26 protein-coding genes are annotated in these 24,129 nt (G+C 63.3%); 16 read left to right on the forward strand and 10 right to left on the reverse strand.

Going from position 1 to position 24,129, the window contains the following annotated elements:
• The first annotated feature begins 98 nt into the window (after positions 1 to 98).
• Positions 99 to 1,280: a CaiB/BaiF CoA-transferase family protein gene (locus tag HBO19_RS03875; protein ID WP_170056929.1), complete on the forward strand. Its 1,182-nt coding sequence runs from the start codon at positions 99 to 101 to the stop codon at positions 1,278 to 1,280.
• A gap of 115 nt (positions 1,281 to 1,395) precedes the next feature.
• Here HBO19_RS03875 and HBO19_RS03880 read toward each other — a convergent pair whose 3' ends face one another.
• Together HBO19_RS03880 and HBO19_RS03885 are read right to left on the reverse strand one after the other, a co-directional pair.
• Positions 1,396 to 1,890: a SprT family zinc-dependent metalloprotease gene (locus tag HBO19_RS03880; protein WP_169955190.1), complete on the reverse strand. Its 495-nt coding sequence runs from the start codon at positions 1,888 to 1,890 to the stop codon at positions 1,396 to 1,398.
• 129 nt (positions 1,891 to 2,019) lie between these two features.
• Positions 2,020 to 2,622: a Yip1 family protein gene (locus HBO19_RS03885; RefSeq protein ID WP_057439628.1), complete on the reverse strand. Its 603-nt coding sequence runs from the start codon at positions 2,620 to 2,622 to the stop codon at positions 2,020 to 2,022.
• Positions 2,623 to 3,395: 773 nt separating this feature from the next.
• Between HBO19_RS03885 and ttcA the strand changes: the two genes are divergently transcribed.
• Together ttcA and HBO19_RS03895 are read left to right on the forward strand one after the other, a co-directional pair.
• Entirely contained in the window at positions 3,396 to 4,220 is an 825-nt protein-coding gene (ttcA, locus tag HBO19_RS03890) for a tRNA 2-thiocytidine(32) synthetase TtcA (RefSeq protein WP_029299748.1), read from the forward strand.
• 67 nt (positions 4,221 to 4,287) lie between these two features.
• A complete protein-coding gene (locus HBO19_RS03895; protein ID WP_057960415.1) occupies positions 4,288 to 4,959 on the forward strand; it encodes a DNA-3-methyladenine glycosylase I in 672 nt (223 codons plus the stop codon).
• A 125-nt stretch (positions 4,960 to 5,084) separates the two neighbouring features.
• Here the strand turns inward: HBO19_RS03895 and HBO19_RS03900 are convergent, their stop codons facing one another.
• Genes HBO19_RS03900 through arsC form a run of 3 tightly spaced genes read right to left on the reverse strand, consistent with a single transcriptional unit; the run spans position 5,085 to position 6,452 of the window.
• Positions 5,085 to 5,504, reverse strand: coding sequence for a DUF2069 domain-containing protein (locus tag HBO19_RS03900; RefSeq protein WP_038442506.1), 420 nt, complete (start codon positions 5,502 to 5,504; stop codon positions 5,085 to 5,087).
• On the reverse strand, positions 5,488 to 6,102 hold the full coding sequence (gene wrbA / locus HBO19_RS03905) for an NAD(P)H:quinone oxidoreductase (protein WP_169955192.1): 615 nt from the start codon (positions 6,100 to 6,102) through the stop codon (positions 5,488 to 5,490). Before wrbA ends, HBO19_RS03900 begins: the two co-directional genes overlap by 17 nt.
• Entirely contained in the window at positions 6,099 to 6,452 is a 354-nt protein-coding gene (gene arsC / locus HBO19_RS03910; RefSeq protein ID WP_169955193.1) for an arsenate reductase (glutaredoxin), read from the reverse strand. The genes wrbA and arsC overlap by 4 nt, the downstream gene beginning before the upstream one ends.
• A 115-nt stretch (positions 6,453 to 6,567) precedes the next feature.
• Here arsC and HBO19_RS03915 point away from each other — a divergent pair, with 115 nt between their 5' ends.
• Entirely contained in the window at positions 6,568 to 7,029 is a 462-nt protein-coding gene (locus HBO19_RS03915) for a TlpA disulfide reductase family protein (protein ID WP_057439622.1), read from the forward strand.
• Positions 7,030 to 7,083: 54 nt separating this feature from the next.
• Here HBO19_RS03915 and HBO19_RS03920 read toward each other — a convergent pair whose 3' ends face one another.
• From HBO19_RS03920 to HBO19_RS03940, 5 genes are all read right to left on the reverse strand, one after another.
• Positions 7,084 to 7,488: an META domain-containing protein gene (locus tag HBO19_RS03920; RefSeq protein ID WP_169955194.1), complete on the reverse strand. Its 405-nt coding sequence runs from the start codon at positions 7,486 to 7,488 to the stop codon at positions 7,084 to 7,086.
• The gene (locus tag HBO19_RS03925) at positions 7,485 to 7,925 is read right to left on the reverse strand and encodes a hypothetical protein (protein WP_170056930.1); all 441 of its coding nucleotides are present in this window, start codon (positions 7,923 to 7,925) and stop codon (positions 7,485 to 7,487) included. The genes HBO19_RS03920 and HBO19_RS03925 overlap by 4 nt, the downstream gene beginning before the upstream one ends.
• Before the next feature lie 71 nt (positions 7,926 to 7,996).
• Positions 7,997 to 8,986, reverse strand: a complete 990-nt coding sequence (locus tag HBO19_RS03930) for a 2-hydroxyacid dehydrogenase (RefSeq protein WP_170056931.1) — start codon at positions 8,984 to 8,986, stop codon at positions 7,997 to 7,999.
• A 111-nt stretch (positions 8,987 to 9,097) separates the two neighbouring features.
• Positions 9,098 to 11,851, reverse strand: a complete 2,754-nt coding sequence (locus HBO19_RS03935; protein ID WP_169955197.1) for a response regulator — start codon at positions 11,849 to 11,851, stop codon at positions 9,098 to 9,100.
• A gap of 178 nt (positions 11,852 to 12,029) precedes the next feature.
• A complete protein-coding gene (locus HBO19_RS03940; protein ID WP_169955198.1) occupies positions 12,030 to 12,545 on the reverse strand; it encodes a DUF2062 domain-containing protein in 516 nt (171 codons plus the stop codon).
• A gap of 136 nt (positions 12,546 to 12,681) precedes the next feature.
• Between HBO19_RS03940 and HBO19_RS03945 the strand changes: the two genes are divergently transcribed.
• The 12 genes from HBO19_RS03945 (at position 12,682) to HBO19_RS04000 (ending at position 24,128) form a co-directional block, all read left to right on the forward strand.
• Positions 12,682 to 14,937 (forward strand): DNA internalization-related competence protein ComEC/Rec2, encoded by a 2,256-nt coding sequence (locus HBO19_RS03945; RefSeq protein ID WP_170056932.1) that lies wholly within the window; start codon positions 12,682 to 12,684, stop codon positions 14,935 to 14,937.
• A 75-nt stretch (positions 14,938 to 15,012) separates the two neighbouring features.
• The gene (locus HBO19_RS03950) at positions 15,013 to 15,648 is read left to right on the forward strand and encodes a MotA/TolQ/ExbB proton channel family protein (protein ID WP_029299724.1); all 636 of its coding nucleotides are present in this window, start codon (positions 15,013 to 15,015) and stop codon (positions 15,646 to 15,648) included.
• A complete protein-coding gene (locus tag HBO19_RS03955; protein ID WP_029299722.1) occupies positions 15,645 to 16,073 on the forward strand; it encodes a biopolymer transporter ExbD in 429 nt (142 codons plus the stop codon). The genes HBO19_RS03950 and HBO19_RS03955 overlap by 4 nt, the downstream gene beginning before the upstream one ends.
• Positions 16,073 to 17,083: a tetraacyldisaccharide 4'-kinase gene (gene lpxK / locus HBO19_RS03960; RefSeq protein WP_169955200.1), complete on the forward strand. Its 1,011-nt coding sequence runs from the start codon at positions 16,073 to 16,075 to the stop codon at positions 17,081 to 17,083. Before HBO19_RS03955 ends, lpxK begins: the two co-directional genes overlap by 1 nt.
• 24 nt (positions 17,084 to 17,107) lie before the next feature.
• A complete protein-coding gene (locus HBO19_RS03965) occupies positions 17,108 to 17,293 on the forward strand; it encodes a Trm112 family protein (RefSeq protein WP_003174668.1) in 186 nt (61 codons plus the stop codon).
• Positions 17,290 to 18,054 carry a 3-deoxy-manno-octulosonate cytidylyltransferase gene (gene kdsB, locus HBO19_RS03970; RefSeq protein ID WP_170056933.1) on the forward strand — a complete coding sequence of 255 codons (765 nt, stop codon included), beginning with the start codon at positions 17,290 to 17,292 and terminating at the stop codon, positions 18,052 to 18,054. Before HBO19_RS03965 ends, kdsB begins: the two co-directional genes overlap by 4 nt.
• Entirely contained in the window at positions 18,054 to 18,518 is a 465-nt protein-coding gene (locus tag HBO19_RS03975; RefSeq protein ID WP_154842658.1) for a low molecular weight protein-tyrosine-phosphatase, read from the forward strand. Before kdsB ends, HBO19_RS03975 begins: the two co-directional genes overlap by 1 nt.
• On the forward strand, positions 18,515 to 19,534 hold the full coding sequence (murB, locus tag HBO19_RS03980; protein ID WP_170056934.1) for a UDP-N-acetylmuramate dehydrogenase: 1,020 nt from the start codon (positions 18,515 to 18,517) through the stop codon (positions 19,532 to 19,534). Before HBO19_RS03975 ends, murB begins: the two co-directional genes overlap by 4 nt.
• Before the next feature lie 244 nt (positions 19,535 to 19,778).
• Entirely contained in the window at positions 19,779 to 20,249 is a 471-nt protein-coding gene (locus HBO19_RS03985; RefSeq protein WP_076964157.1) for a (2Fe-2S)-binding protein, read from the forward strand.
• Positions 20,246 to 22,567 (forward strand): xanthine dehydrogenase family protein molybdopterin-binding subunit, encoded by a 2,322-nt coding sequence (locus tag HBO19_RS03990; RefSeq protein WP_170056935.1) that lies wholly within the window; start codon positions 20,246 to 20,248, stop codon positions 22,565 to 22,567. The genes HBO19_RS03985 and HBO19_RS03990 overlap by 4 nt, the downstream gene beginning before the upstream one ends.
• Positions 22,567 to 23,553 (forward strand): XdhC family protein, encoded by a 987-nt coding sequence (locus HBO19_RS03995; protein WP_170056936.1) that lies wholly within the window; start codon positions 22,567 to 22,569, stop codon positions 23,551 to 23,553. The genes HBO19_RS03990 and HBO19_RS03995 overlap by 1 nt, the downstream gene beginning before the upstream one ends.
• Positions 23,550 to 24,128 (forward strand): nucleotidyltransferase family protein, encoded by a 579-nt coding sequence (locus tag HBO19_RS04000; protein WP_178121049.1) that lies wholly within the window; start codon positions 23,550 to 23,552, stop codon positions 24,126 to 24,128. The genes HBO19_RS03995 and HBO19_RS04000 overlap by 4 nt, the downstream gene beginning before the upstream one ends.
• The last annotated feature ends 1 nt before the right edge of the window (position 24,129 follow it).

A 24,129-nucleotide genomic window follows, 5' to 3' on the forward strand; every position in this document is an offset into this window, starting at 1 on the left:
ACGAGCACAACGGTCACTGTCGATGATGCTTACGGTAATTGCCGCTGTTGCCCAAGGCTGACTACTCTGTGCCCCATCGAACTGGAATCGGAGCTCCCATGTCAGGCCCCTTGGCGTCCCTTAAAGTGCTGGATTTCTCGACCTTGCTGCCGGGGCCTTTTGCCTCGCTGCTGTTGGCGGACATGGGCGCCGAGGTGCTGCGCATCGAATCCCCCACGCGCATGGACCTGCTGCGGGTGTTGCCGCCCCACGACCGTGGCGTGTCGGCCAGTCATGCCTACCTCAACCGCAACAAGCGCAGCCTGGCCCTGGACCTCAAGCAGCCCGAGGCGCTGGAGATCGTGCGGCAATTGGTGGCGGAGTACGACATTGTGCTGGAGCAATTTCGCCCCGGAGTCATGGAGCGTCTGGGCTTGGGGTATGAGGCGTTGAAGGCGCTCAACCCGAAGCTGATCTATGTGTCCATCACCGGCTATGGCCAGACAGGCCCCTACAAGGACCGCGCCGGCCATGACATCAACTACCTGGCCCTGTCTGGCGTCGCCAGCTACACCGGGCGCCAGGACAGCGGCCCAGTGCCCCTGGGCGTGCAATTGGCGGATGTGGGCGGCGGCTCGTTGCATGCCGTGGTCGGCCTGCTGGCGGCAGTGATTGCGCGCCAGCACAGCGGGCTGGGCCAGTACCTGGACGTGAGCATGACCGACTGCGCCTTCAGCCTCAACGCCATGGCCGGCGCGGCCTACCTAGCCTGTGGCGTGGAGCCTGGGCGCGAAGACCAGATACTCAATGGCGGCAGCTTCTACGATTACTACCGCTCGCGGGACGGGCGCTGGCTGTCGGTGGGTAGCCTGGAACCGGGGTTTATGCAGCAATTGTGTACTGCGCTGGGGCGCCCGGAGCTGGCGGCCCAGGGCTTGTCGCCCAAGCCCGAACAGCAAAAGGCCCTCAAGCAGGCGCTGCAAGTGGAGTTTGAGCGGCACAGCTTCGAGGAGCTGTGTGCGTTGTTTGCCGGGGTCGATGCTTGCGTCGAGCCGGTGCTCAGTCTGGGCGAAGCCCTGCAGCATCCGCAGTTGCAGGCCCGCGAGCTGGTGAGCCAAGTGCCCCGCGGGGATGGCTCGTTCCAGGCGCAGATGGCGTGCCCGCTGAAGTTTTCCGAGGGCGTGCCGCAGCCGAGGCATATTGGCGCTGCGGTGGGGGCGCACAGTGATGAGGTGCTGGGGGAGTTGGGTTTCAGTACTCAGCGGATAGCCGAGCTGCGGGGTGCCAGGGTGGTGGGGTAGTGGCTGTTCGGGCCCCATCGCGGGCAAGCCCGCTCCCACATTCTGAATGTATTCACAAATCAAAATGTGGGAGCGGGCTTGCCCGCGAAGGGGCCCAAACAGGCCCCCAAAAACCTCACTCCACCCGCGTCTCCCCAGTAAACACCAACGTCTCCCGACAGCGCCGGCACAAATACCGCCGGCCCTGGTTCACCAGCCCATGGCGCTGGGCCGAGAACGGGAAGTCACTGTCGGCACACGGGCACCGGTAGATATAGCGGGTCACCCGCCGGCGCTGAATCTCATAGGTATGGCAGCGATCAGGCGGCAGTTCGTAGACCCCGCGCATGATCAGTTGCCATTCCTCGCCATGGGGCTGGATGCGCTCGCCAAACAACTGGTGGGCGATCAAGTGCGCCACTTCGTGGGCCACCGTCTGTTTGAGGAAGTGTTGGCTGTTTTCTCGGTACAACTGGGGGTTGAAGCGCAGCAGGTTCTCGTGCAAATGCGCGACACCGGCTTTCTGCCCACGCAGCTTGAGGCTGACCTGGGGGCGTTTGAAACTTCGTTTGAAAAAGGATTCGGCTTGTAGGAAACAATCTTCGACGCGGGTATTGAGTTGCTCGGGCATGCTGTACATATCTCCAGAGACGCCCAGTATGCCGCATCCACGGGTGTTTCCGAATCTGTCAGGCGCCGAATGGTCATGCATAACGCACAAAGCCACCTTGCGGTGGCTGTTCCTGCGCTGGTAAGACGGCTAGTTGGTGTAGATCGGCCCCACGCCCAGGCCCCAGACAATCACGGTAAACGCCATGATCGCCACCAGTACCACCAGGCCTACGGCCAGTACCGAGCTGGAAAACAGGAAGCCTTCGTCCGGGTCGATGCTCATGAAGGTCGGCAATCCCACATACAGCAGGTACACCGTGTAGCAGATGGCGGCCGTGCCCACGACCATGCCCAGCCACATATGCGGATACAGCGCCGCCAGCCCGCCGATAAACAGTGGCGTCGCGGTATAGGTGGCGAACGCGACGCAGCGCGCCATGCTCGGATTGGCGTCGTAGGTGCGCGCCATCCAGTGAATGAAGGCGCCCATCACCGCAACGCCGCCGAGCATCGCCAGGTACGACATGATAGTCATCCACAATGCACTTTCCTGGGTCAGCATGACCGGGGAGCGATTGCCGATGACCCAGCCGACCTGGGTGGTGCCGATAAAGGCTGATACGGCGGGGATCGCCGCAAGAATCAGCGTGTGAGTGAGGTACATGTGGCCGATGCTTTCTTCTTTATCGCCACGAATTTCCCGCCATTCCTGGTCGGGATGGGTGAAAAGCCCCACGACGTGATGGATCATGCCAGTCACTCCTGTCGTTATTGCCATCGCCCCCCAAGCGGAGCGCCCGCCGGCCAAGTGGCCTGAAAGGTCTGGATACATGTGCGACCTTATGTCGCAGTATAGGAAGTCATGACCGGAAAAAGTGTGGGGCTTTAGAGCAAATTGCGCTGTAAACACTGGGCTTAATCGCGCCTGGGTCTGTGACGTGGAATGCAGTCCCCTGTGGGAGCTGGCTTGCCTGCGATGGCGGTGGGTCAGTTGCCAGAAACAGTGGCTGGACTGCCGCTATCGCGGGCAAGCCCGCTCCCACAGGGGATCTCACTGAGGCAGAGAATTTTGGCCCCACCACAGATCAAGTGTAGGAGCTGGCTTGCCTGCGATGGCGGTGGGTCAGTTACCAGCAACAGTGGCTAGACTGCCGCTATCGCGGGCAAGCCCGCTCCCACAGGGGATCTCACTGGGGCAGAGAATTTTGGCCCCACCACAGATCAAGTGTAGGAGCTGGCTTGCCTGCGATGGCGGTGGGTCAGTTGCCAGAAACAGTGGCTGGACTGCCGCTATCGCGGGCAAGCCCGCTCCCACAGGGGATCTCACTGGGGCAGAGAATTTTGGCTCCACCACAGATCAAGTGTAGGAGCTGGCTTGCCTGCGATGGCGGTGGGTCAGTTACCAGCAACAGTGGCTAGACTGCCGCTATCGGGAGCAAGCCCGTCCCACATTGGAACTCGGTGCTCCATACCGCTAAAATGCCCGGCTTTTCGTCACACACCTTTTTCGCGGATCCAAGCGCCATGGGCACCCTTACCGTCAATCAGAACAAACTGCAAAAACGCCTGCGGCGCCTGGCCGGTGAGGCTGTCGCTGACTTCAACATGATCGAGGAGGGCGACAAGGTCATGGTCTGCCTGTCCGGCGGCAAGGACAGCTACACCATGCTGGACGTGCTGATGCACCTGCAGAAGGTCGCGCCGATCAAGTTCGACATCGTTGCCGTCAACATGGACCAGAAGCAGCCCGGGTTCCCCGAGGACGTGCTGCCGGCCTACCTCAAGACCCTGGGCATCGAGTACCACATCGTCGAGAAAGACACCTATTCGGTGGTCAAGGAACTGATCCCGGAGGGCAAGACCACCTGCTCGCTGTGCTCGCGCCTGCGCCGTGGCACCCTGTACACCTTTGCCGATGAAATTGGCGCAACCAAGATGGCCCTGGGTCATCACCGCGACGACATCGTCGAGACGTTCTTTCTCAACATGTTCTTCAACGGCTCCCTCAAGGCCATGCCGCCCAAGCTGCGCGCCGACGACGGCCGCAACGTGGTGATCCGCCCGCTGGCGTATTGCAACGAGAAGGACATCCAGGCCTACTCCGACTTCAAGCAATTCCCGATCATCCCCTGCAACCTCTGTGGCTCCCAGGAGAACCTGCAGCGCCAGGTGGTCAAGGACATGCTCCAGGAGTGGGAGCGCAAGACGCCGGGGCGCACCGAAAGCATCTTCCGCAGCTTGCAGAACGTGATCCCGTCGCAGCTGGCCGACCGCAACCTGTTCGACTTCACCAGCCTGCGCATCGACGAGACCGCCGCTTCGCGCTTCGTCAACATTGTGAACCTCTGAGTCTTTTCCAGGCTCTGACAGACGGCGCTCATAGGCGCCGTTTTCATTTCAACCCGTAGGAGAGGGCATGCGCGATTACAAATGGCTGCACGAATACTGTCTGAACCGCTTTGGTTCGGCGGCCGAGCTCGAAGCCCACCTGCCTGTGCCCAAGACGCCGGCGCAATTGCGCCAGATCAGCGATGACCGCTACCTGTCGACCCTGTCGCTGCGGGTGTTTCGCGCCGGGCTCAAGCACAGTGTGGTGGACGCCAAGTGGCCGGCGTTCGAGCAAGTGTTCTTCGGCTTCGATCCCGAGAAGGTCGTGTTGATGGGCGCCGAGCACCTTGAGCGGCTGATGCAGGACACGCGGATCATCCGCCACCTGGGCAAGCTCAAGAGCGTGCCGCGCAATGCGCAGATGATCCTCGATGTCGAGCAGGAGAAGGGCAGCTTCGCGGCGTTGATCGCCGACTGGCCGGTGACCGATATCGTCGGCCTGTGGAAATACCTGAGCAAGCACGGCCACCAGTTGGGCGGGCTGTCGGCGCCGCGCTTTTTGCGCATGGTGGGCAAGGACACGTTTGTGCCGAGCTACGACGTGGTCGCGGCGCTGAATGCGCAGGAGATTGTCGACAAGGCCCCCACCAGCCTGCGGGATTTGGCGACGGTGCAAGCGGCGTTCAACCAATGGCACGCCGAGAGCGGGCGGCCGATGTGCCAGTTGTCGATGATGCTGGCGTTTACCGTCAACCATTGAGACCGCGGTGCTGCCATCGCAGGCAAGTCGAATCGTCGCACCATCGTAGCTCCCACATTTGGAATGCATTCCCCTGTGGGAGCTGGCTTGCCTGCGATGGGGGCCTGGCTGGCCCCACATACCCCTCAGGCTGGCTGACCTTCCCCCGCCAACCGCCGATTCAACTGGAACCGCCAGCGCACATACAGCAGCGCCGTGCAGAACACCGCCAGGCTCGCCAGCATCTCCAGCACGCCAAACCACTGGCGGTTCGGGTCATAGGCCGCCAGTGCGCCCTTGATGAAATACAGATTCACCACAAAGCACATCCACGAATGCCCGCGCGCACTGCCCATGAGCATGCCCGGCGCGAGGATCAGCAACGGCACCAGTTCGATCAGCAAGATCACCCAGGGCCGCGCGCCATGCAGGTCGGCGACCAGCAGGTAGTACACGCAGAGCAACCCCACCAGGCCCAGGAACGCCAGCAGGCTCAAGGCCCGTGCCACTTTGACCCGGGGTTCCAGCCAGGCCTGGGCCGGCAGGACTTTAGGCTTCTTGGCCACGGCCACTCTCCAGTTTCGCCGCAGTTTTCGCCAGGCGTAGGCCCAGGGCGCGGCACAGGGCGATTTCATGGGGGTCCAGGGCGCGTTTGCCGTCAGCGCCGGAATGGTGGCTGGCGCCGTAGGGCGTACCGCCGCCCTGGGTGTCGAGCAAGGCCTGTTCGCTGTAGGGCAGGCCGGTGATCAGCATGCCGTGGTGCAGCAGCGGCAGCAGCATGGACATCAAGGTGGTTTCCTGGCCGCCGTGCAGGCTGGCGGTCGAGGTGAAGACCCCGGCTGGCTTGCCTACGAGGGCGCCGGTCAGCCACAGGTTGCTGGTGCCGTCGAGAAAGTACTTCAGCGGTGCGGCCATGTTGCCAAAACGCGTCGGGCTGCCCAGGGCCAGGCCCGCGCAGTTCTTCAGGTCGTCGAGGCTGGCGTAGAGTGCGCCTTCGGCGGGGATGCTCGGGGCGACGGCTTCGCACTCGCTGGAGATCGCCGGCACAGTGCGCAGGCGCGCTTCCAGGCCGCCTTGCTCGATGCCCCGGGCAATCTGCCGGGCCATTTCGCTGACCGAGCCGTTGCGGCTGTAATACAGCACCAGGATATAGGGCGCGCTCACGGCAGAAGCTCCAGGATGTTTTCCGGCGGACGGCCAATCACGGCCTTGTCGGCGGTGGCCAGGATCGGCCGTTCCATCAATTTGGGATGGGCGGCGATGGCGGCAATCAACTGCGCCTCGCTGAGGCTGGCGTCGGCCAGGTTGAGGGTCTTGTATTCGTCTTCGCCGGTGCGCAGCAATTGCCGGGCGCCGATCCCCAGCTTGCCGAGCAGGGCTTCAAGCTGCGCGGCGTCCAGCGGTGTTTCCAGGTAACGCACCACGTTGGGCGTGAGGCCACGGGCTTGCAGCAGTTCGAGCGCACCGCGGGATTTCGAGCAGCGCGGGTTGTGATAAAGCGTCAGATCGGTCATGTGCGGGTCGCATCTTGCGTAAGGTGGCGGGTATTCTACCCGCGCTGCGGCGTGTCCTTAAACCGTAAGAGGCGATCGGCCGCAGCCCACGTTCATTTTTGCTAAGGATTACCCCATGACACGGCGACTGATAGGCGCACTGGCAGTTATCACCACACTCCTGCTCAGCGGCTGCGGCAATGATTATGGCGTTGACCAATACGGCCAGAAAGTCGCGTCCGAGCGCGTCGACAAACAATGGTTGGTGATCAATTACTGGGCCGAATGGTGTGGCCCGTGCCGCATCGAGATCCCCGAACTCAACGCCCTGGCCGAGCAACTCAAGGGCCAGCCGGTCAGCGTGTTCGGCGTCAACTTCGACAATGTGCAGGGTGAAGAGCTCAAGAGCGCCAGCGAGAAGCTGGGCATCAAGTTCACCGTACTGGCGCAGAATCCCGAGGCGATTTTTGATATTCCGCGCAGCGAAGCGTTGCCGGTGACCTACATCATCGATGACAAGGGCAAGGTGCGGGCACAGATGTTGGGCGAGCAGACGGCGGCGGGGGTATTGGCCAAACTCAAGGAGCTGCGCGGCTAAACGGTTGCTCGCTGGCGATTGCGGTATGCCCGGCACACCGCAATCGTCAACGGGTCAGCCTTCTTCCAGCCACAAGCGCAGTGGCTTGCCTTCGGCAGGCCAGAAGCGGGTCTGCTCGATGGGCGAGATGTCCCAGCGTTGCACGGTTTGCAGGGCCTTGAAGAAGCGCTGCTCCTGCTCCATCAGGGCTTCGGCACACAGTTTGCGGGTGCTGCCGATCTTGCCAAAGCTGAGTTTGTCACCGTCCAGGCTGTAGGGTGCGAACCAGTGGTTGCAGCCGCCATTGCCATAGGCCCGGCCATCGGCTCCGAGGGTCACGGTCAGGTGGGCGTAGTCCATCAGGGGCCGTTCGCCGATCCATTCGACGATATAGCTGTGATCCTGCTTGAGCTTGACCTCATCGCTGGCGCAGCCGGCAAGGCCTGCGCCCAGCGCTGCGACCATCAGCAGGCTCTTCATGGCGCGGCCTGCAGGCATTTCGGGCAACGGTGCTTGTCGCCGACGGTGGCCCAGCCCAACTCGGCAATGCGCGCAGTGGCGGCCGGTTGCAGCGGTTCCTTGGTCAGTTTGGTTTCTACCGAGAACTCAAACTCCAGCACGGCGTCGCAGCTGTCGCAATTGACCTTCCAGGTGTGAATCTCCAGTTCGCCGAACTTCGGCCCCTGCGCCATGGCCACCCATTGCCCGGCCGGGCGGATGGAGTAGCGCGCATCGCCTTCGACGGTCAGGCGCATCGACAGGGTCTTGCTGCCGCGCAAGGTGACGATCAGCACATCGCCATGCTTGATCGAGCCACCATTGCCGGTGACTTGGTAACGACCCGGCACCAGGGCGCGGCATTCGATCAGGGTGTGTTGTGGGCTCAGCAAACTGAAGCGGAAATCGTGTTCGGCCATGGATCCTCCAAATAGGCGCGGCATCCTATCACGCTCGTCCGTTTACCATGCGCGCGGTATGTGACCGTTGATCATCCGTGCACCAGGTTTTGTGCCTGGTGGTTGGCCCAGGCCTGGATATTGGCCAGGGTGGTCCCGGCAATCGCCGCCAGCGCCTCGCGCGTGAGGAATGCCTGGTGCGCGGTGATGATCACGTTGGGGAAAGTCAGCAGGCGCGCCAGTACGTCGTCCTGCAAGGGCAGGTCCGAGCGGTCCTCAAAAAACAGCTGGGCTTCTTCTTCGTACACATCCAGGCCCAGGTAGCCCAATTGCCCGTCCTTGAGCGCCTCGATCAGCGCCGGGGTATCCACCAGGCCACCACGCCCGGTATTGATCAACATCGCCCCCGGCTGCATATGGGCCAGGGATTGGGCATTGATCAGGTGCTTGCTGTCGGCGGTCAGCGGGCAGTGCAGGCTGATGATCTGCGCCTCGGCCAGCAGTTGGGGCAGGCTGACATAGCACGCGCCAAGGGCTTCGACCTGCGGATTGGGATAGGGGTCGTACGCCAGCAAGGTGCAGCCAAAGCCAGCCATGATCTTGGCAAAGGTCGCGCCGATCTGCCCGGTGCCCACCACGCCCACGGTCTTGCCCACCAGGTCGAAGCCGGTCAGGCCGTGCAGGCTGAAGTCGCCGTCGCGGGTGCGGTTGTAGGCGCGGTGCAGGCGGCGGTTGAGGGCCAGTACCAGGGCCACGGCATGTTCGGCCACCGCGTGGGGCGAGTACGCCGGCACGCGCACGATGGTCAGGCCCAGGCGCTTGGCGGCGGCCAGGTCTACATGGTTGTAGCCGGCCGAGCGCAGGGCGATCAGCCGCGTGCCGCCGGCAGCCAGGTGTTCGAGCACCGGGGCGCTGAGGTCGTCGTTGATAAACGCACAGACCACTTCGTGCTTGTCGCCCAGGGCCACGGTGTCGAGGTTCAGGCGCGCCGGTTGGAATTGCAGCTCCATGCCTGCGGGCAAGGGTTGGGCGAGAAAGCTGTCGCGGTCGTAGGTCTGGCTGCTGAAGAGGATGATGCGCATCAAAAGGCTCCCTGCAAAATAGCGTGTGGTGACACAAATCCTGTAGACACCGGCGTACCGGCGCCTACAGGAGATGTTGCCCGTGATTGGCGTTGGGCGTGTTGCTCTGCATCAGGCGTTGACCCGCGCTTCGCTGGCCAGGCGGGCAATGGCCAGGTCCAGCTCATCGAGGGCGGCCATGGCTTTGGCGTCATCCTGCTTGAGCAGGGTTTCGGCGCGTTGGCAGGCTGCACGCAATTGCGGCACGCCGCAGTAGCGGGTGGCGCCGTGCAGGCGGTGTACCCGTTCGATCAGCGCGTTATTGTCGTTGGCTTCGCGGGCAACGCAGACCGCCTCACGGTCGGCCTCCAGGGACGCCAACAGCATGGCCAGCATATCGGCGGCCAAGTCAGCCTTGCCGGCCGCCAGGCGCAGGCCTTCCTCATGGTCGAGTACCGGCAGTTGCGCGGCGGGGCCGTGGCCTTCGACGGCGCGTTCCGGGCCCTGGTTGCGCAGGGCCAGGCCGGTCCATTTGAGCACCACCTGGGCCAGTTGCCGTTCGCTGATGGGTTTGGTCAGGTAGTCATCCATGCCGCTTTGCAGCAGGGCGCGCTTTTCATTGGCCATGGCGTGGGCCGTCAGCGCGACGATAGGCAGCGGCGTGCCGTGGCGCTCGCTTTCCCACTGGCGAATCGCCTCGGTACTCTGGCGCCCGTCCATACCGGGCATCTGCACGTCCATCAGCACCAGGTCGAAGGCTTCTTTTTTCACCGCCTCGATGGCGGTATAGCCGCTTTCCACGGCCTGCACCTTGGCGCCCATGTCTTCGAGCAGGGTTTGTACCAGCAACAGGTTGGCCGGGTTGTCGTCGACACACAGTACCCGTGGCGCGCGGCTGGACAGCGGCTCGCCCGGTTCGCTGCGCAACGGCCGCGGGCTGATCAGGTCGGACAGCGCCCGGCGCAATTTGCGGGTGCAGGCCGGCTTGGCCTGCAACTGACTATTGGGGTTGGGCACCGACAGGTTGAAGAGCATCTGCTCGGTGGTCGGGCACAACACCAGCACTTTGCAGCCCAGGTGTTCGAGGTCCCACAGGTGTTGGTTGAGGCGCTCCGGCGGAATGTCGTTGGCGGTGATGCCCAGTACGGCCAGGTCGATCGCCTGTTCGGTCTGGTGTGCGCTGGTAATGCCGTTGGTCAGGTTCTCCAGGCTGTTGAACGGCGTGACCTCCAGGCCGCAGTCTTCCAGCTGGTGTTGCAGGGCCTGGCGCGCCAGTTCGTGATTCTCCAGCACCGCCACGCGCCGGCCCAGCAGCGGCGGGGCGGGCAGGTCTTCGATATCGTCGCGGGTCTTGGGCAGGTTGAGGCTGATCCAGAACTCCGAACCCTGGCCCGGCGTGCTGTCGACGCCAATTTCACCGCCCATCTGCTCGATCAGGCGCTTGGAGATCACCAGGCCCAACCCAGTGCCACCGGGCTGGCGCGACAGCGAGTTATCGGCCTGGCTGAAGGCCTGGAACAGGGCGCGCACATCCTGGTTCGACAGGCCGATGCCGGTGTCCTGCACGCTGATGCGCAATTGCACGCTGTCTTCCTGTTCGTCTTCGAGCATGGCCCGGGCGACGATGGTGCCTTCGCGGGTGAACTTGATGGCGTTGCTGACCAGGTTGGTGAGGATCTGCTTGAGACGCAGCGGGTCGCCCACCAGCGATAGCGGCGTATCGCGGTAGACCAGGCTCACCAGCTCCAGCTGTTTGGCGTGGGCGGCCGGGGCGAGGATGGTCAGGGTGTCTTGCAGCAGGTCGCGCAGGTTGAACGGGATATTGTCGAGCACCAGCTTGCCGGCTTCGATTTTCGAGAAGTCGAGAATTTCGTTGATGATGCCCAGCAGGTTGTCGGCGGACTTTTCGATGGTGCCCAGGTAATCCAGCTGGCGGGGCGACAGCTCGCTTTTCTGCAACAGGTGGGTGAAACCGAGGATGCCATTGAGCGGCGTGCGGATTTCATGGCTCATGTTGGCCAGGAACTCCGACTTGATGCGGCTGGCCTCCAGGGCTTCCTTGCGGGCCAGGTCCAGCTCGATGTTCTGGATCTCGATGGTTTCCAGGTTCTGGCGCACGTCTTCGGTGGCCTGGTCGATGCTGTGTTGCAGTTCTTCCTGGGCATTTTGCAGGGTTTCGGCCATGCGGTTGATGCCGGACGCCAACTGATCCAGCTCCTGGCTGCCCAGGGGCGGCAAGCGGGTTTCCAGGTTGCCATCCTTGAGCTGCGCCACCGCTTGTTTGATCTGGCCGATGGGCGAGTTGATCGTGCGGCTGATGCGCAAGGCCAGGGCGGCGGTGCAGATCAGGCCGATGGCGATCAACATCAGGCTGGCGAACAGGCTGCGATAGCCGCGCAGCAGCATGCCGTTATGGGACAGTTCCAGCTCGACCCAGCCCAGCAGGCGATCGGCTTCGTCGGGGATCAGCTCGCCAGCGAGGTTGCGATGACGGCCGAACACGGGCAGCAGGTAGCGGGTGGCGTCATTGCCGGTGCGTTGCAACAGGTGCGAGCTGTTGCCGATGGGCGGTTGGTTGAGCATGGTCGGGCCGGCATGGGCCAGGGGCGTGCGGTCGGGCGCCAGGAAGGACACGGCCCGTACATCGACTTGTTCCAGGGACTGGGTGGCGATGCGTTCCAGCAGATCGGTGTTCTTGTTGCCCAGTGCCGGTGCCACCAGCGGCGCCAGCTGTTCGGCGATCATCTCGCCGCGATTGAGCAATTGGGTTTGCAGGTCCGAGAGCTGCATCCAGGTGAAATAACCGCCCAAAAGCAATGCCATCAGGCTGGTAGGCAACAAGGTCAGCAACAGTACGCGGCCTTTTATCCCCATTCTTCTTAGCACGCCACTCTCCTGCTACCACACTGATGTCGAGATTCTACGCAGGCATCCGGCCTGCGCCACCTGCGCAGTGTAGCCATATGAGGGGCTTGGAATCTTGCAAAAGATGCTTGAGGGGGCAAGGCGCTGGCTTGTCGGGTTGCTGCATCGCGGCGCTGGCGCCAGCAAGGCCCCTCGGCGACTACCGATTACGCTGCTGGCGTTTTTTCCACTGATGACCCACCCACCACCGCCAGTACACCATGGTCAGGCAGTACGCCAGCGCGCCCAATACCAGGCCCATCACCACCGAGCCCAGCAGGAACGGCTGCCACATAGTCGACAGTTGCCCGCTGATCCATTCCCAGGTCAGTTCATCGGGCAGGGTGCGCGGCGGGATGTTCATCAGCCAGGTGCCGGTCATATAGGTGCAGAAAAACACCACGGGCATGGTAATCGGGTTGGTCAGCCACACCAGGCTCACGGCGATGGGCATATTGCCGCGCACGGAGATGGCGAGGACGGCGGCCAACAGCATCTGCAAGGGAATGGGAATGAATGCGGCAAACAGGCCGACAGCCATGGCCCGGGCAACCGAGTGCCGATTGAGGTGCCAGAGGTTGGGGTCATGGAGCAGCGTGCCGAGAAAGCGTAAGGACTTGTGTTCCCGAATGCTGGTCGGATCGGGCATGTACCGTTTGAATAAGCGCCGTGGCATAAGGGGTCCAGGTCAGTTCGAGGGGCAAGTATGCCCGTATTCTACGAACGGGAAATTCAGACTTTGTGACAAAAAATCATAGTTCGCCTTGAACCACTCGGCTAACACTCGATGGGTCACTTTAAAGGAATGATCCATGCGCACAGGGATGTTTGCGCTGGCGTTGGGGCTGCTGGCGTTGCGCCTGCTGCCTGCCTTGCCGCCGGTCGGTTGGTTGCTGGTCATGTTGGTGGTGGCGTTGATGCTGCTGCCGTTTCGTACTTATCCGCTGGCGCTTTTCCTGTTGGGCCTGGCGTGGGCCTGTTTCAGCGCGCAACGGGCTCTCGACGACCGGCTCATCCCCGCGCTGGACGGCCAGACCCGTTGGCTGGAAGGGCGCGTCAGTGGGCTACCGCAGCAGGCCAATGGGCTGGTGCGCTTCGAGCTAAGCGACAGCCGGTCACGCCAGGACCGGCTGCCCCAGCGCATCCGGCTGAGTTGGCAGGGCGGCCCGCCAGTGCGCAGCGGGGAGCGCTGGCGTTTGGCTGTCACTCTCAAGCGCCCGTCCGGCCTGCTGAATTTCCATGGTTTCGACCAGGAGGCCTGGCTATTGGCCCAGCGTGTGGGGGCGACCGGGTCGGTCAAGGATGGCCAGCGCCTGGCGCCTGCCCGACATGCCTGGCGCGATGGGATCCGCCAGCAGTTATTGGCGGAGGATGCCCAGGGACGCGCAGCCGGGCTGGCCGCCTTGGTACTGGGCGACGGCTCCGGTTTGGCCGCCGAGGATTGGCGCATCTTGCAGGACACCGGCACCGTGCATCTGTTGGTCATCTCTGGCCAGCATATCGGCCTGTTGTCGGGGCTGATCTATGCGCTGGTGGCCGGCCTGGCCCGTTACGGTTGCTGGCCCAGGCGCTTGCCCTGGCTGCCCTGGGCCTGTGGCCTGGCATTCGCCGCGGCGCTGGCCTATGGCGTGCTCGCCGGTTTTGCCGTGCCGGTGCAGCGGGCCTGTGTGATGGTGGGGCTGGTGTTGCTGTGGCGCCTGCGGTTTCGCCATCTGGGGATCTGGTGGCCCCTGCTGCTGGCACTCAATGCAGTATTGATCCTTGAACCCCTGGCCAGCCTGCAACCGGGTTTCTGGTTGTCATTTGCCGCCGTGGCCGTGTTGCTGCTGGCCTTCAGCGGCCGTCTGGGGCCCTGGCGGGCGTGGCAGGCCTGGAGCCGTGCCCAGTGGCTGATCGCTATCGGGCTGTTTCCGCTGCTATTGATACTCGGCTTGCCGATCAGCTTGAGTGCGCCGCTGGCCAATCTGTTTGCCGTGCCGTGGATCAGCCTGCTGGTGCTGCCGTTGGCGCTGGCGGGCACGTTGTTGCTGGCAGTGCCGTGGCTGGGCAGTGGCCTGCTGTGGTTGGCGGGTGGCGCGCTGGATTGGCTGTTCAGCGCCCTGACCTTGCTGGCCGGGCACATACCGGCGTGGCTGCCGGCCGAGGTGCCCGTGGGCTACTGGTTGCTCAGTGTGCTGGGCGCCGTGCTGTTATTGATGCCCAAGGGCATTCCCTTTCGCCTGCTGGGGTGGCCTTTGTTGCTGCTGGCGGTGTTCCCGCCCCGTGAGTCGATCCCGTTGGGCCAGGTGGCGGTGGAGCAACTGGATGTCGGCCAGGGCTTGTCGATCGTGTTGCGCACCCGCAACCACGTGCTGTTGTATGACGCCGGGCCACGGGTGGGGGACTTCGATCTCGGTGAGCGCGTGGTTCTGCCGGCTCTGCGCAAGCTGGGGGTTGGCCAGTTGGACTTGATGCTGCTCAGCCATGCCGACGCCGATCATGCCGGAGGCGCTGCGGCGATCGCGCGCGGGTTGCCGGTCAAGCGCGTGGTGGGCGGGGAAACCCAGGGCCTGCCGGCATTTCTCGATACCCAGGCCTGTGTCAGCGGTGAGCAATGGGAGTGGGACGGCGTGGCGTTTGAGCTGTGGCAATGGGCGGATGCCAGCAACGGCAACGCGAAGTCGTGCGTGCTGCAGGTCCAGGCCAATGGCGAACGGTTGCTGCTGACCGGCGATATCGACCGCGAGGCCGAGCGCGCCTTGTTGGCCACACCCCTGGCGGTCGCCACGGATTGGTTGCAAGTGCCCCATCATGGCAGCCGCAGTTCTTCGTCATGGCCGTTTGTCCAGCAATTGGCCCCCAAGGCGGTGCTGATCTCTCGGGGGCGCGGCAATAGCTTTGGCCATCCGCACCCGCAAGTGCTGGCACGCTACCAGCATTTTCACAGCACCATTTATGACAGCGCCGAGCAGGGCGCCGTGCGCCTGCGCCTGGGGGCTTTCGAGGCGCCGATCATGGCACGCAGCCAGCGTCGTTTCTGGCGTGCGCCCGTCACTGACAGTTACCAAAGGCCGGTACCTGCGACATGATGGCTGTCGGCAGGCAGGTCCTTCCTCGCCAGCCTGTATGCTAAAGTGGCGCACTTTTTCGAGGGGACATTCACTGTGTGGGAATTGGTCAAATCCGGCGGCTGGATGATGTTGCCGATCATTCTGAGCTCCATCGCCGCACTCGGCATTGTTGCCGAACGCCTGTGGACCCTGCGCGCCAGCCGTGTAACCCCTGATCATCTGCTGGGGCAGGTCTGGCGCTGGATCAAGGACAAGCAACTGGACAAGGAAAAGCTCAAGGAACTGCGGGCCAATTCCCCCCTGGGCGAGATCCTCGCCGCTGGCCTGGCCAACTCCAAGCACGGTCGCGAGATCATGAAGGAGTGCATTGAAGAAGCCGCCGCCCGGGTGATCCACGAGCTGGAGCGCTATATCAATGCCCTGGGCACCATCGCCGCAATGGCGCCGTTGCTCGGCCTGCTCGGCACGGTGCTGGGCATGATCGATATCTTCAGCGCCTTTACCGGTTCGGGCATGACCACCAACGCCTCGGTATTGGCCGGGGGCATTTCCAAGGCCTTGATCACCACGGCGGCGGGCCTGATGGTGGGTATTCCGGCGGTGTTTTTCCACCGTTTCCTGCAACGGCGCATCGATGAACTGGTGGTGGGCATGGAGCAGGAAGCGATCAAGCTGGTGGAAGTGGTCCAGGGCGACCGCGATGTCGACCTGGTCGAGGGCAAAGCGTGAAATTTCGCCGCAAGCCCCGGGAAACCGTCGATATCAACCTGGCCTCGTTGATCGATGTGGTGTTTATCCTGCTGCTGTTTTTTGTCGTCACCACCACCTTTACCCGGGAAACCCAACTGCGGGTCGAGCTACCGGAAGCCGTCAGCGGCTCGCCGGCTGAAGACCAGCAGCTCAAGCAACTGGAGATCACCATCAGCGCCGAAGGGGTGTTTTCGGTGAACAACCAGTTGCTTGAGAAAAACGACGTGGCCAGCGTGATGGATGCGCTGCAGAAGGAGTCCGGCGGTGATACACAAATGCCGCTGTCCATTAGCGCCGATGGCAAGACCCCACACCAGGCCGTGATCACCGCGATGGATGCTGCCGGCAAGCTCGGTTTCAGCCATTTGCGCATGACCACCGTCGAGGCGGCGGGGCAGCCCTGATGGCCTTGTCCGATCGTTTGCTCAAGGCCTGGTACGACGGCCATCCGGCGCTCAAGCTCCTGCAACCTCTGGAGGCGCTCTATCGCCTTGTGGTCAAGCGCAAGCGCGAACGGTTCCTGGCGGGCGAGGGCACGATCTATCAATCGCCGGTGCCCATCGTGGTGGTTGGCAATATCACCGTAGGCGGCACGGGCAAGACGCCGTTGATCCTGTGGTTGATCGAGCATTGCCAGCGCAGTGGCCTGCGGGTCGGCGTGGTCAGCCGTGGCTACGGGGCCAAGCCTGCGCAGTTGCCATGGCGGGTGCAGGCTAGCGACAGCGCTCAAGTGGCCGGCGACGAGCCGTTGTTGATCGTGCAGCGCAGCGGCGTCCCGCTGATGATCGACCCCGATCGCAGCCGTGCGGTGCAAGCCCTGCTGGCCAGCGAGACCCTGGACCTGATCCTCTCCGACGATGGCCTGCAGCATTACCGCCTGGCCCGTGACCTGGAACTGGTGCTGATCGACAACGCCCGTGGCCTGGGCAATCGCCGCTGCCTGCCTGCCGGGCCGTTGCGCGAGCCGGTCGAGCGCCTGCACAGCGTCGATGCCCTGCTCTATAACGGCGCCGGGGCTGATCGTGAGGACGGCTTTGCTTTCCGTCTGCTGCCGACCACGCTGGTCAACCTGCTGACCGGCGAGCGCCGGCCGCTGGACCATTTTCCCGTGGGGCAGCAGGTGCATGCGGTCGCCGGTATCGGCAACCCGCAACGTTTCTTCAATACCCTTGAAACGCTACACTGGCGGCCGATACCCCATGCGTTTGCCGACCATGCGCCCTACAGCGCCGAGGTCCTGAATTTTACGCCGTCACTGCCGCTGGTCATGACTGAAAAGGACGCGGTGAAGTGCCGCGCCTTTGCCCAGGCACACTGGTGGTACCTTGCAGTTGATGCGGCACCGTCACCGGCGTTTATCGCCTGGTTTGACACGCAACTGATGCGTCTGCTGCCCGCTCGACTTTTGCCTTAAAACGCTTTTATCCAGGAAACCCCCATGGACACCAAACTGCTCGATATCCTCGCTTGCCCGATCTGCAAAGGCCCGCTCAAGCTCAGCGCCGACAAGACCGAGCTGATCAGCAAAGGCGCTGGCCTGGCATACCCGATCCGCGATGGCATCCCGGTGATGCTGGAAAGCGAAGCCCGCACCTTGACCACCGACGAGCGCCTGGATAAATGACCACTGCCTTCACTGTTGTCATCCCCGCGCGCTATGCCTCTACCCGCCTGCCCGGCAAGCCGCTGCAGATGATCGGCGCCAAGCCGATGATCCAGCTGGTCTGGGAGCAGGCCTGCAAAAGCAGCGCCCAGCGCGTGGTGGTGGCCACTGACGACCTGCGGATCATCGAGGCCTGCAAGGGGTTTGGCGCCGAAGCAGTGCTGACCCGTGAAGACCACAACTCCGGCACCGACCGCCTGGCCGAAGTCGCCACGCACCTGGGCCTGGCGCCGGACGCCATCGTGGTCAACGTGCAGGGTGACGAACCGCTGATCCCGCCGTGTGTCATCGACCAGGTCGCCGCCAACCTGGCCGCCCATGCCGAAGCGCGCATGGCGACCCTGGCCGAACCTATCGAAGACATCCAGACCCTGCTCAACCCGAACGTGGTCAAGGTGGTCAGCGACATCAATGGCCTGGCCCTGACCTTCAGCCGTTCGACCCTGCCCTGGGCGCGCGATGAGTTCGCCAAGCAGCGTGACGTATTACCGGCTGGCGTACGTTATCGTCGCCATATCGGCATTTACGCCTACCGCGCGGGCTTCCTGCATGACTTCGTCAGCTGGGGCCCGTGCTGGCTGGAAAACACCGAGGCACTGGAACAACTGCGAGCCCTGTGGCACGGCGTGCGCATTCATGTCGATGATGCGCTGCAAGCGCCGCCAGCCGGCGTCGATACGCAGGAAGACCTTGAGCGCGTGCGTCGGTTGCTGGGGGCGTGATGGAAGTCCTGTTTGTCTGCCTGGGCAATATCTGCCGCTCGCCCACCGCCGAAGGCGTGCTGCGCCACAAACTGCGGGCCGCCGGGCTGGCGGACCGGGTCGAGGTGGCCTCTGCCGGTACCGGTGAATGGCATATCGGCAAGGCGCCGGACAAGCGCAGCCAGCAAGCAGCGCTGCGCCGTGGCTACGACTTGTCGGCCCAGCGTGCGCAGCAAGTGTCGCGTGCCGACTTTGCGCGCTACGACCTGATCCTGGCCATGGACCAGAGTAACCTGCGCAATCTCAAGGCTATGCAGCCGGCCCAAGGCAAGGCGGAGCTGGATCTGTTCCTGCGCCGCTACGACTCGGCGGTGGATGAAGTGCCGGATCCGTATTACGACGGCGAACAGGGTTTCGAGCAGGTCCTGGACCTGATCGAGGCCGCGTGCGACTTGCTGGTGATCGAGTTGAAGGGGCGGTTATGAGTCTGGATGTGCAGCCCCAGGTTTCCCTGAAGGCCTTCAACAGTTTTGGCATCGATGTGCGTGCGCAGTTGTTCGCCGAGGCCCATAGCGACGCCGATGTGCGCGAGGCCCTGGCCTATGCGGCCGCGCAACAGTTGCCATTGCTGGTGATCGGTGGCGGCAGCAACCTGCTGCTGACCCAGGATATCCCGGCGCTGGTATTGCGCATGGCGACCCAGGGTATCCGCGTCCTGCACGAGGACACCCAGCAGGTTGTGGTGGAAGCCGAGGCGGGTGAGGCCTGGCATCCTTTTGTGCTGTGGACCCTTGAGCAAGGGTTGTCTGGCCTGGAAAACCTCAGCCTGATCCCCGGCACTGTCGGCGCCGCGCCGATGCAGAACATCGGCGCCTACGGTGTCGAGATCAAGGATGTGTTCGCCGGCCTGACCGCCCTCGACCGCCAGACCGGCGAGTTGCGCGATTTCAGCCTGGCAGAATGCAACTTCGCCTACCGCGACAGCCTGTTCAAGCACGAAGTGGGGCGCTGGTTGATCCTGCGGGTGCGCTTTGCCTTGAGCCGCGTCGCGCACCTGAAGCTCGGCTATGGCCCGGTGCAACAACGCCTGGCCGAGCAGGGCATTACCCAGGCGACCCCCAGCGATGTCAGCCGGGCCATTTGCAGCATTCGCAGTGAAAAACTGCCCGACCCTGCGCTCCTGGGCAACGCTGGCAGTTTCTTCAAGAACCCCTTGGTGCCCCAGGTGCTGGCGGCGCAATTAAAGCTGCAATATCCCGATCTGGTGGCTTATCCCCAGGCTGATGGCCAAGTGAAACTGGCGGCTGGCTGGTTGATTGAAAAGGCCGGCTGGAAAGGCTTTCGCGACGGTGATGCCGGCGTGCATCGGTTGCAGGCGCTGGTGCTGGTCAATTATGGCGCGGCCACCGGGCTGGATATTGCCAGCTTGGCCCAGCGCATCCAGAGCGATATCGCCGAGAGCTTCAAGGTCGAGTTGGAAATGGAGCCCAATCGTTATTGAGCTACGCTTCTAGCCTGTTGAACCAAGCCCTGCATTGCAGGGCTTTTTTGTTAATGCTGGGTTAACTTAGCAGGCTAACGATGCCTGTTTATTGTTCGATAGACGCTGTTTATCAAAGGCCCGGTGAAGATCTGTCTTCACAAGAGAGCCCGATTAGCCTGAGCCATCTGCGTGAACCGACTCCGCTCCTTTGAAAGCGGCAGATAGCTCGACCCCATAATCCAATCACTATGCGGGCGTGCCCATGATTACTCTCAAACTCAACGGTCAAGATCATCCACTGGATGTCACCGAGGACATGCCCCTGCTGTGGGCGATCCGCGACGTGGCGGGTTACAACGGCACCAAGTTCGGTTGCGGCATGGGCCTGTGCGGTGCCTGCACCATTCATATCGACGGCTCGCCGGCGCGCAGTTGCATCACGCCCATCGGCTCGGTCAAAGGGCAGAACGTCAGCACTATCGACAACCTGCATAACGACCCGATTGGCCAGGTGGTGCAGCAAGCGTGGTTGGACACCGCAGTGGCGCAATGCGGTTACTGCCAGGGCGGGCAGATCATGTCGGCCACGGCCTTGCTCAAAACCAACCCCAACCCCAGCGATGCGCAGATTGAAGAGGCGATGGTCGGCAATATCTGCCGTTGCGGCACCTATAACCGCATCAAGACGGCGATCCGCCAGGCCGCGACCCACTTGCAGGAGGCCAAGGCATGAGCCAGTTGCCGAGCAATTTCGCCCTGAACAACCTCAGTCGCCGTGGGTTCCTCAAGGGGGTCGGCGCGACCGGTGCGCTGGTGGTGGCTGCCAGTTGGGGCTTGCCCCAGGCCTTTGCCGCCGAGGCCAAGCAATACGGCGGGGCCGCGATGCCCCATGGGGTGGTCGATGATCCCAAGGTCTATGTCAGCATCGCCACCGACGGCACCGTCACCGTGATTTGCAACCGCTCGGAAATGGGCCAGGGCGTGCGCACCAGCCTGACCATGGTGGTGGCCGATGAACTGGAGGCCGATTGGGCGCTGGTGAAGGTTGCGCAGGCGCCGGGCGATGAAGCGCGTTTTGGCAACCAGGATACCGACGGTTCGCGCAGCATGCGCCATTGGTTCGAGCCGATGCGCCGGTGCGGCGCCGCCGTGCGAACCATGCTGGAACAGGCCGCTGCCGAGCAGTGGCAAGTCCCGCTGGGCGAATGCCGGGCGCAGTTGCATAAAGTGATTCACCAGCCCAGCGGCCGCGAACTGGGCTATGGCGCCCTGGCCGCAGCCGCCGGTGCGCTGGCGGTGCCGGCGCGCGACAGCCTGCGGCTCAAGCAGCCCTCGGAATTTCGCTATATCGGCAAGGAAGCCACCAAGGCCATCGACGGTGCCGATATCGTCAACGGCCGGGCGGTGTACGGCGCCGACGTGCATTTTGACGACATGCTGTTCGCGACCATTGCGCGGCCCAAGGTGTATGGCGGCAAGGTCAAGTCGTTCGATGCCAGCGCGGCGCTGAAAGTCCCCGGGGTGATCAAGGTCCTGCAAATCGAAAGCCGGCCCTTGCCCTCGGAGTTCCAGCCATTGGGCGGCGTGGCGGTGGTGGCCAGCAACACCTGGGCGGCGATCAAGGGGCGCGAAGCGTTGCAGATTGTCTGGGAGGACGGCACCAATGCCGGCTACAACTCCATCGATTATCGCAAGACCCTGGAAGCGGCGGCCCTCAAGCCCGGCAAAGTGGTGCGCAATACCGGCAGCATCGACCAGGCCCTGAGCGACGCCGACAGCACCCTCGAAGCCGCGTATTACTTGCCACACCTGGCGCAGTCGCCGATGGAACCGATGGTTGCCGTGGCCCGCTATCAAGACGGGCAATGCGAGGCCTGGGCCCCGAGCCAGGCGCCACAGGTCACCCGCGAACGGGTGGCCGAGCGCCTTGGCCTGCCGTTCGATAACGTCACGATCCACGTCACCCTGTTGGGCGGCGGTTTCGGGCGCAAGTCGAAACCGGACTTCATCATCGAAGCTGCGGTGCTGGCCAAGGAGTTTCCCGGCAAGGCTGTGCGCGTGCAGTGGACCCGTGAAGACGATATCCACAACTCCTATTTCCATACCGTCTCCGCCGAGTACCTCAAGGCCGGCCTGAACAAGGACGGCATGCCTGCCGCCTGGCTGCACCGCACCGTGGCACCCAGCATCACCGCGTTGTTTGCGCCGGGCATGAACCACGAGGCGGCGTTCGAGCTGGGCATGGGTTTTACCAACATGGCCTATGCCATTCCCAATGTGCGCCTGGAAAACCCCGAGGCTGCTGCCCACACCCGCGTGGGCTGGTACCGTTCGGTGTCGAACATCCCCCACGGGTTTGCCATTCAGAGTTTTGTCGATGAACTGGCGCACAAGGCCGGCCAGGATCCGCTGAAGTATCAGCTCAAGCTGCTGGGCCCGGATCGTCAGATCGATCCGCGAACCTTGAGCGAAGAATGGAACTACGGCGAGTCCCCCGAGCGTTATCCGATTGATACCGCGCGCATGCGTGGCGTGCTGGAAACCGCGGCCAAGGCTGCCGGTTGGGGCCGTGCGCTGCCCAAGGGGCGTGGCCTGGGGCTGGCGGTGCACTACAGCTTCGTGACCTATGTGGCGGCGGTGATCGAGGTCGAGGTCAAAGATGATGGCACACTGATTGTGCACAAGGCCGACATCGCCGTGGATTGCGGCCCGCAGATCAACCCGGAGCGCATCCGCTCGCAGTTCGAGGGAGCGTGCGTCATGGGCTTGGGCAATGCGGTCCTGGGGGAAATCAGCTTTAAGGATGGCAAGGTCCAGCAGGACAACTTCCATATGTATGAGGTGGCGCGCATGTCCCTGGCGCCCCGGGAAATCGCCATACATTTGGTCACCCCAACAGGTGAGGTGCCCTTGGGCGGTGTCGGTGAACCGGGTGTGCCGCCGATTGCGCCGGCGCTGTGCAATGCGATATTTGCCGCCACTGGCAAGCGTATCCGCAACTTGCCTGTGCGATATCAGCTACAGGGCTGGCAGCAGGAGGCGAAGGCCTGATGGACAGCGTGGATCTGAATGTCCTGCGCAGCGTGCTCGAATGGCGCCGCGCCGGGCAGCGGGTGGTGCTGTACAGCGTGGTCCAGACCTGGGGCAGCGCGCCACGGCCGCCGGGGGCGATGCTGGCCCTGCGCGGCGACGGGGTGGTGATCGGCTCGGTGTCCGGTGGCTGCATCGAAGATGACCTGATCGCCCGACTGCATGATGGCCGCTTGCCAGATGAGGGGCCGCCGGTGCAACTGGTGACCTATGGCGTCACCCGCGATGAAGCGGCGCGCTTTGGCCTGCCCTGCGGCGGCACCTTGCGCCTGACGGAGGAGCGGGTGGGGGATCCTGCGTGGGTCGCCGAGTTGCTGGCGCGTTGTGAGGCTCATGAAATAGTGGCCCGGGAGTTGGACTTGGCGACGGGCACCGTGCATTTGAGCGCGGCGAGCAAGTACGACATTGTCAGTTTTGACGGTGGACGCTTGCGGGCTATCTATGGCCCGCGCTGGCGCCTGTTGTTGATCGGTGCAGGCCAGTTGTCGCGCTATGTGGCGGAAATCGCGCGGCTGTTGGATTTTGAAGTATTGATCTGCGACCCACGCACGGAGTTCGTGCATGGCTGGGAAGAACAACACGGGCGCTTTGTGCCGGGAATGCCCGATGAGGCGGTGCTCAATATCCAGACGGACGAGCGCACGGCCATTGTGGCCCTGACCCACGATCCGCGCCTAGATGATATGGCGCTGTTGACCGCGCTCAATTCCCGGGCGTTCTACATCGGTGCCCTGGGGTCACGGGCCAATAGCCGCAAGCGTCGCGAGAACCTGGCGGTGTTGGGGCTGGGAGCCGAGGCGATTGCGCGTCTGCATGGTCCGATCGGTCTTGATATTGGCAGTCATACGCCGGCAGAGATTGCCTTGTCGTTGATGGCGCACATCGTCGCGATCAAGAACGGCGTAGAGCTGTTGCAAGCGAAACCCGTGCGGGAGGCGGTCAGTTGACGAGCGCCATCACCGCCATTGTCCTGGCGGCGGGGCAGGGCAGCCGGTTCCGCGCGTTAAGCGGTCAGGACAAACTGCTGGCGCCTTGTGTGGGGCGTGATGGGGTGAGGCGGCCGGTCTTGGAGCAGGTGCTGGTCAATTTGCCCGCCAGTGTCACCCGGCGTTGGGTGGTCACATCGCCGGGGCGCAGCGAGGTTGTACGCCTGGCGCGCCATTATGGGTGCGAAGTGCTGCTCCTGGATTCGGCGGGCATGGGCGACAGCATTGCGGCAGCGGTGGCCGCCAGTGGCCCCGCGACGGGTTGGCTGGTGGTGTTGGGGGATATGCCGTTTATCCAGGTGGCGAGTATTGAGCGGGTGATAGAGCGGGTGGAGGGGGTCAGTGTGCCGGTGCATGCTGGCCGGCAAGGCCATCCTGTTGCGTTTGGCCAGGCACTGGGGCCGGTGTTGATGGGGTTGACTGGGGACCGTGGGGCCAAGGCGCTGTTTGCTCAGGCTGAGGTGCGGGAAGTGCCGGTGGATGATCCTGGGGTGTTATGGGATGTGGATGTGCCGCAATCACTGGAATTCAGGTAGG

It is taken from the genome of Pseudomonas sp. WS 5021, from assembly GCF_012985535.1.
GTDB lineage: Bacteria > Pseudomonadota > Gammaproteobacteria > Pseudomonadales > Pseudomonadaceae > Aquipseudomonas.